This is a genomic window from Bartonella sp. AP88HLJMH (assembly GCF_042195605.1).
GTDB lineage: Bacteria > Pseudomonadota > Alphaproteobacteria > Rhizobiales > Rhizobiaceae > Bartonella.
In genome coordinates this window covers 109,542-116,185 of record NZ_JBHIOR010000006.1, presented here as the reverse complement: position 1 = coordinate 116,185, position 6,644 = coordinate 109,542, and the positions used below count along the sequence as shown (strand labels likewise).

Sequence of the window (6,644 nt, the reverse complement as noted above, 5' to 3'; positions counted from 1 at the left end):
GGGAAATAGAACAAGAGATGCAAAAGATTTTGGCAAAAGCTGCTTAAACCTATGGGGGTGCTCTCTCCTCCCAGCACTCCCACCCATTTACCAAGGAAATTAAACGTGTGTAACACTAAACATATTATCATACAGCCTGCTAAAGATGAGGAATTTTGTTTTTTTACCATTGGCTATGAAGGTAAGTCCCTTGAGGATTATCTTAGTTGTCTCATAGAAAACAATATCAAAACTTTATGTGATGTTCGTAAAAATCCAATAAGTAGAAAACACGGATTTTCGAAAAGACAATTAGAGAAAGCTGTGAGCAATATTGATATTGAATATATGCATATGCCTGAACTTGGAATTGCTTCTGAAAAACGAAGAAATTTGAAAACACAAAAAGATTATGACCGCCTTTTTGAAGATTATCAAAATACAACTCTCAAGAATAATTCTTGTGCAATAAACAAATTATATAAAATGTTTTTAAACAAAAAGCGCGTTGCAATCACCTGTTTTGAAGCCAATGTATGCATGTGTCATAGAGGACAACTCGCATTAGCTCTTACTCAATTGCCTGATTGGAAATATGAAATTAAGCACATCTAAAAAATAAACTTGCAAATTTTTAAAAGTTGGAGTGCTTCACATGCCTTCCAGCCCCTACCCATTTAATTAATATAAAAAAGAGAAAGGTAATGAGATGATATTTGATGATGGAGATAGATATGTAACGACACGTGAGTATGCACAGCTTTTTAGTGTATCCACAACAACGATTCGCAATTGGGTGCTTCAGGGGTTGTTTCCGGAGCCATATAAGCTAGGGAGAGCAGTGAGATGGAGAAAAAAAGAGATCTTAGACTTCACTCCAAAGAAAAATAAGGAGCAAATAAGAACAAATTAGGTAAAATTATATAAACTGTAGAAGGTGGTCTAAAAGGTGGTCTGAAAATGGCTATTTAAAGAAAAAATCTATATATTTCAATATGTTTAAGAAATAAAATGGTGCCCCCAGAGAGACTCGAACTCCCGACCCCCTGATTACAAATCAGGTGCTCTACCAACTGAGCTATAAGGGCGTAACCATGTAGGAGTTAGCACAAACTAACAAAAAGGAAAACAGAAAATTATTAAATTTTATACATATTAAAAGAAAACTATATAAAAAATAACCAATTTATTTCCTTTTTTCCACTTTTTACAGCAAGGTTGGAACTATCCTTATGTTGATATCTTATAGAATCTTTTATAAGAATGCACCGTTTTGCTATCGAATTACGAATCTGAAGACTTTGATTGATGAGCAAGGTAATTTTCTAGCCAGTGAATATTATAATTACCATCAGCAACATCTTGATTATTAATAAGATCGCGAAAAAGAGGCAGTGTAGTTTTTATCCCATCGACGACAAATTCATCTAAAGCACGCCGTAAACGCATCATACATTCTAAACGGGTACGTCCATGAACAATCAGCTTTCCAATCATGCTATCATAGTAAGGAGGAATACGGTAACCTGAATAAGCGCCTGAATCAACACGAATCCCTAAACCTCCAGGTGTATGAAAATGTGTAATGGTTCCAGGTGATGGCGTAAAGTTAATGGGATCTTCTGCATTAATACGGCATTCAATGGCATGACCAGAAAAACAGACTTCATCTTGTGTTACTGAAAGTTTACAGCCTGATGCAATATGGATTTGTTCGTGGACTAAATCTATACCTGTAATTGCTTCAGTTACAGGATGCTCGACTTGTAAACGTGTATTCATTTCAATAAAATAAAATTCGCCATTTTCATAAAGAAATTCAATAGTACCAGCTCCACGATATCCAAGTTGGGCACAGGCATTTGCAACAATATTTCCAATTTTTTTCCGTTCAGTTTCATTAAGTGCAGGTGACGTAGCTTCTTCCCATACTTTTTGATGCCGTCGTTGAAGTGAACAATCGCGTTCTCCTAAATGAATAGCATTTCCCGCACCATCACCGATGACTTGAATTTCAATATGACGGGGTTTTTCTAAATATTTTTCTATGTAAACAGCGTCATCACCAAAAGCAGCTTTCGCTTCTGAACGCGTTGTTTTGAGAGCTATAGAAAATTCTTGTTCAGAATGAACGACTTTCATACCACGTCCGCCACCACCGGCAGAAGCTTTTATAATAACTGGATAACCAATTTCACGAGCAGTGCGTAAAGCATCTGATTCTTCAGTGACTGCTCCATCTGAACCTGGAACTACAGGAATACCAAGTTTTTTGGCGGTTTTCTTTGCTTCGATTTTATCGCCCATGATGCGGATATGAGTAGCTGTTGGACCGATGAATGTAATATCATGGGCTTCTAGAACATCTGCAAATTTTGCATTTTCAGAAAGAAAGCCATAACCTGGATGAACAGCATCCGCTCCTGTAATTTCACAAGCAGCAATAATTTGCTGAATACTCAAATAAGAATCACGAGCGGGAGGAGGGCCAATACAAACACTTTCGTCAGCAAGACGAACATGCATTGCATCTGCATCAGCGGTAGAGTGAACAGCCACGGTTTTTATGCCAAGTTCTTTACATGCACGTAAAACGCGAAGAGCAATTTCTCCTCGATTAGCAATGAGGATTTTTCGAATCATGGTTGCCCCTCGCTTTATTCAACAATAATAAGTGGTTCACCAAATTCAACAGGTTGACCATCTTTGACAAGAACAGTGGTTACCGTACCGGAGCGCGGTGATGAAATTTGATTCATTGTTTTCATGGCTTCAATAATAAGTAATGTCTCCCCTTCAGAAACATTTTGTCCTACTTCTACAAAAGGCTGTGCGCCTGGTGAGGGTGCAAGATAAGCTGTTCCAACCATTGGAGAGGTTATTGTGTTTTTTGATTTATCTTCTTGGATAGATTGTATAGGAGATTCAGCTGTTGGAACTGGAGAAGATGTTACAGAAAAAGTAGGAGTAGAAACAGGGGCATAGATTGCTTGCTCAGAAGAAGTTAAGGTATTTTGGCGTGAGACACAAATACGAAGCTCCCCTTGTTCAACTTCAATGTTCGTTAAATTTGTATCATTCAAAATTTCAGCAAGATCACGAATAATTTTCGTATCAATTGCGGTTTTTGCCGAATCCATTTTTTTTGTTGCCATTTTATTTCTAACTCCTTGATCAATGAAGATCGTCATTATCTCATTTTATGACCGAATATCTCTAGATTAGGGATGACATCTTTTGAGGCTTTAAAGATTTTTATTTCCTTTAAATCATTATACTTTGCAATTTAAAACTTGTATCTGCTTTACGTAAAATTGCACTTATAAGCCTGTTATCAAAAAAGAGAAAGCATAAAATTACCTCATTTACAGTATTCTTCCTAAAACGGATCAGGTATTCACTGTGTATTATCTATCGCTTGTTTTAGAATATCTTGTCTGGCTGCGCCGATGAATATTTTATCACCAATGATGTAAGAAGGTGTTCCCGTAATATGAAGTGCAGAGGCAATTTGAATGTTTTCTTTAAAAGCATTTTGCAGAGTGGGATCTTTTATTGCATTATGTAGTTTTTTTTCATCTGCTCCTAATGAAACAGCTACTTTAATAGCTTTAGCTTCATTTGCACGACCCTGATACATTAAAAGCGTTTTGTGAAACTGAGGATATTTCTCTGGAAATTGTTTTCGAAATGCGTAGGCAACAGTATGGGCTGCCATAGAATCAGAGCTTAAAATTGGTAAGTCCTTGATAATAACCTTTAAATCTGGATATTCTTTTATCAAGTCTTCTATATTTGAATAGGAAATTTTACAATAACCACAGTTGTAATCAAAAAAATTGACAAGCACTCTTTTACCATTTGGGTTTCCCAAAACAGCGTCATGAGGAGAATGAAAAATCTCTTTTTCTAATGAATGAATGACAGAAGTTTGTTTTTGGCTTTCGTATTCATTCTGTTTTTCCAGCTTATCTTGAAGAATAAGCTGCATTTCAATCATAATTTCTGGATGAGTAAGAAGATACTCTCTGACGATTTGTTGAATATGATGAGAATCAGTATGTGGTATCATTTTTTCTTTAAGCTTAGATAAAAAGCTAGAATCTTCCAAAAGTTGTGATTTAAGCTTTTCTAAGCTTAAATCATTTGCTGTTTTTGAGTGTGATGTTGCGTTTGATAAAGAAGGTAAAAAGATTAAAATACTCGACATAACTATGACTAAAATTTTTGAAAAAAGTGTTATTTTCGAGTTTTGAGAGTGATAATTCATTTGTATACCTTCACATTTTTTAGGGTGTCATTGAGTGAACTATATGAAAAGCGCTATCTATGTGCAATGAAGCATTTAGTTATAGTGTATCTTTAAGAATGAGAAAAAACATCAATTTTTCTCTAAAAAGATTTCATATGATAAACCTTGGCTTGGTAAGGATTATGTTTTGTAAAAGATAAAAAAATTCTCTTTAATTTGTCAAATGTTGTTTTGATGTATAAGGGTATCAAAAGCTTTTTGTGCGTGTTTATTTTAGGAAAAAGTACGTTGATAATACAATGAAGAACATTTGTATTATTTTTTCCTGTTGCTTTATTGAGTACTGAGAAACAAAATTAAATAATGAAAAGTGAAATTATGAAAACCACAACACATTATGATCTGTTTATCATTGGAGGAGGGATAAACGGCTGTGGATTGGCAAGAGATGCAGCAGGACGCGGATTTAAAGTGGGATTGGCTGAAATGAACGATCTTGCATCTGGGACCTCAAGTGCGTCAACAAAGCTTATTCATGGTGGGCTTCGTTATCTTGAACACTATGAGTTCAAACTTGTTCGTGAAGCATTGAAAGAACGCGAGATTATTTTACGTATGGCTCCACATATTGTGCGTCCTTTGCGTTTTCTCCTTCCTTATCATAAAGAATTGCGCCCTGCTTGGATGTTGCGTTTTGGACTTTTTATTTATGATTATTTAGGGAATTGGAATCAGAAATTGTGGCGCAGTAAAACGATTAATTTTTCACAAAAATTTTGCTCTACACTGAAGAAAGAATATCAGAGAGGTTTTGAATATTCTGATGCAAGAGTAGATGATGCGCGTTTAGTTATTGGCAATGCTCGTGATGCAGAAAAGTGGGGAGCTGATATAAAAGTACGAACAGAAGTTCTCTCTTTAAAAAAAGAAGACAATAAATGGCGTATCTTTCTTCAAGACAAGTTAAGTAGCAAAGAATATAGTGTCACAGCTTCTTATGTCGCGAATATGACAGGTCCTTGGATTGATCATGTTTTAGCAAGCATATTAGATTGTAAAGAACATCCACCAGTACGGCTTGTTAGAGGTTCTCATATTTTGGTTCCCAAGCTTTATACTCATGATCGTGCTTATATTTTTCAAAATGGTGATGGGCGTATTATATTTGCTATTCCGTATCAAGAAGAGTTTACCTTACTTGGAACAACAGATTGTAATTATCAAGGAGATCCGGCTGACGTTCATATTACTGATACAGAAATTGATTATATTTGTGCAGCAGCCAGTGAATATTTCATACAACCAGTGTTGCCTGAAACGATTGTCTGGTCTTACTCGGGAGTTCGTCCACTCTATGATGATGGAGCTTCAAAAGCACAAGAAATTACGCGCGATTATGTTTTAAAAGAAATGGGAACAGGAACGACACCAAAGATACTTAATCTTTATGGTGGAAAGATTACAACTTATCGTAAGTTGGCTGAAGATGCGATGAAATTTGTTGAAAAAGAGCTTGGTAAAAAGGGAGCATCATGGACGGCTAAGGCAGTACTTCCAGGGGGTGATTTTCCCTATAACAAATTAGATACAATCGAAAATAGGATTGCTCTTTTAATGCCAGATTTAGATGCTTTTACACATCGCAGGCTTGCACGCTCCTACGGTACGGAAGCATTGGTGATCTTTGCACATGGTAAGGCAAATAAAGGAAAAAATTTTGGACATGGGCTTTATGAAGTAGAAGTAAAATGGTTGATGGAAAAAGAATGGGCTAAAGTATGTGAAGATGTGTTATGGCGTCGTTCAAAACTGGGGCTCCTATTTAATGAACAAGAGGTTGATACTCTTTCTTCCTATATGCAAAGCCAACAAGAGATTGAACAACGTTTATGATCATTTCATTTTACAGATTGTATCTGCAATATTGTAAAATATTTTCCTTCGAGAGATACTGATATTAGTTATAGATATTAAAAAGGCAATGGTTGTCTATACCCTGATTTTAGTTTTTTTTTGCAAGAATCACAAAATGGCAAAATTAGATAGAATATTTAAGATGAAATTTGTCTATCTTATAAAGTGAAATCTAAGAATATTACCAAAAAGAACTCATTGATAAAAAATAATTTATAATTAGATTCGTGTGAAATAAGGGTTTTTCCTTCTTTAAGAGAAGATAAAAGCTACTTTCTGTATCGTTTATTTACACAATGAGTTAAAAAAATCTAAAGAAAATTAAATCGATCATGAAAAATTCTATAATGTGTTAGTTTAGCATTTATTATCTTAAACGCTGTACTAAATCATGTAAGGGAAGAGGCTTGAAGAGCGTAAGAAGAACTTATAAATGAGTTTTTTATATTATAGTAAAAATCTTCTTTTTTCATGTTTATATACCTGAACACTAATCTAT

At 35.1% G+C, this 6,644-nt stretch carries 6 protein-coding genes and 1 tRNA gene; 3 read left to right on the top strand and 4 right to left on the bottom strand.

Annotated features, from left to right (window positions below; translation table 11 throughout):
* The first annotated feature begins 105 nt into the window (after positions 1-105).
* A complete protein-coding gene (locus ACFIMA_RS04660; RefSeq protein WP_375693127.1) occupies positions 106-594 on the top strand; it encodes a DUF488 family protein in 489 nt (162 codons plus the stop codon).
* Between the two features lie 94 nt (positions 595-688).
* Positions 689-892, top strand: a complete 204-nt coding sequence (locus ACFIMA_RS04655) for a helix-turn-helix transcriptional regulator (RefSeq protein ID WP_375693128.1) — start codon at positions 689-691, stop codon at positions 890-892.
* Between the two features lie 99 nt (positions 893-991).
* Here ACFIMA_RS04655 and ACFIMA_RS04650 read toward each other — a convergent pair.
* The 4 genes from ACFIMA_RS04650 to ACFIMA_RS04635 all read right to left on the bottom strand — a co-directional run bounded on the left by ACFIMA_RS04650 (position 992) and on the right by ACFIMA_RS04635 (position 4,249).
* A tRNA-Thr gene (locus ACFIMA_RS04650) sits at positions 992-1,067 on the bottom strand.
* A gap of 196 nt (positions 1,068-1,263) precedes the next feature.
* Complete coding sequence (gene accC, locus ACFIMA_RS04645; protein ID WP_375613402.1) at positions 1,264-2,622, bottom strand: acetyl-CoA carboxylase biotin carboxylase subunit; 1,359 nt, start codon at positions 2,620-2,622, stop codon at positions 1,264-1,266.
* 14 nt (positions 2,623-2,636) lie between these two features.
* On the bottom strand, positions 2,637-3,134 hold the full coding sequence (gene accB, locus ACFIMA_RS04640; RefSeq protein ID WP_375613403.1) for an acetyl-CoA carboxylase biotin carboxyl carrier protein: 498 nt from the start codon (positions 3,132-3,134) through the stop codon (positions 2,637-2,639).
* A gap of 242 nt (positions 3,135-3,376) precedes the next feature.
* Positions 3,377-4,249 (bottom strand): DsbA family protein, encoded by an 873-nt coding sequence (locus ACFIMA_RS04635; RefSeq protein WP_375632206.1) that lies wholly within the window; start codon positions 4,247-4,249, stop codon positions 3,377-3,379.
* A 345-nt stretch (positions 4,250-4,594) separates the two neighbouring features.
* Between ACFIMA_RS04635 and glpD the strand changes: the two genes are divergently transcribed.
* Positions 4,595-6,124, top strand: a complete 1,530-nt coding sequence (gene glpD / locus ACFIMA_RS04630) for a glycerol-3-phosphate dehydrogenase (protein WP_375621286.1) — start codon at positions 4,595-4,597, stop codon at positions 6,122-6,124.
* Positions 6,125-6,644 lie beyond the last annotated feature (520 nt).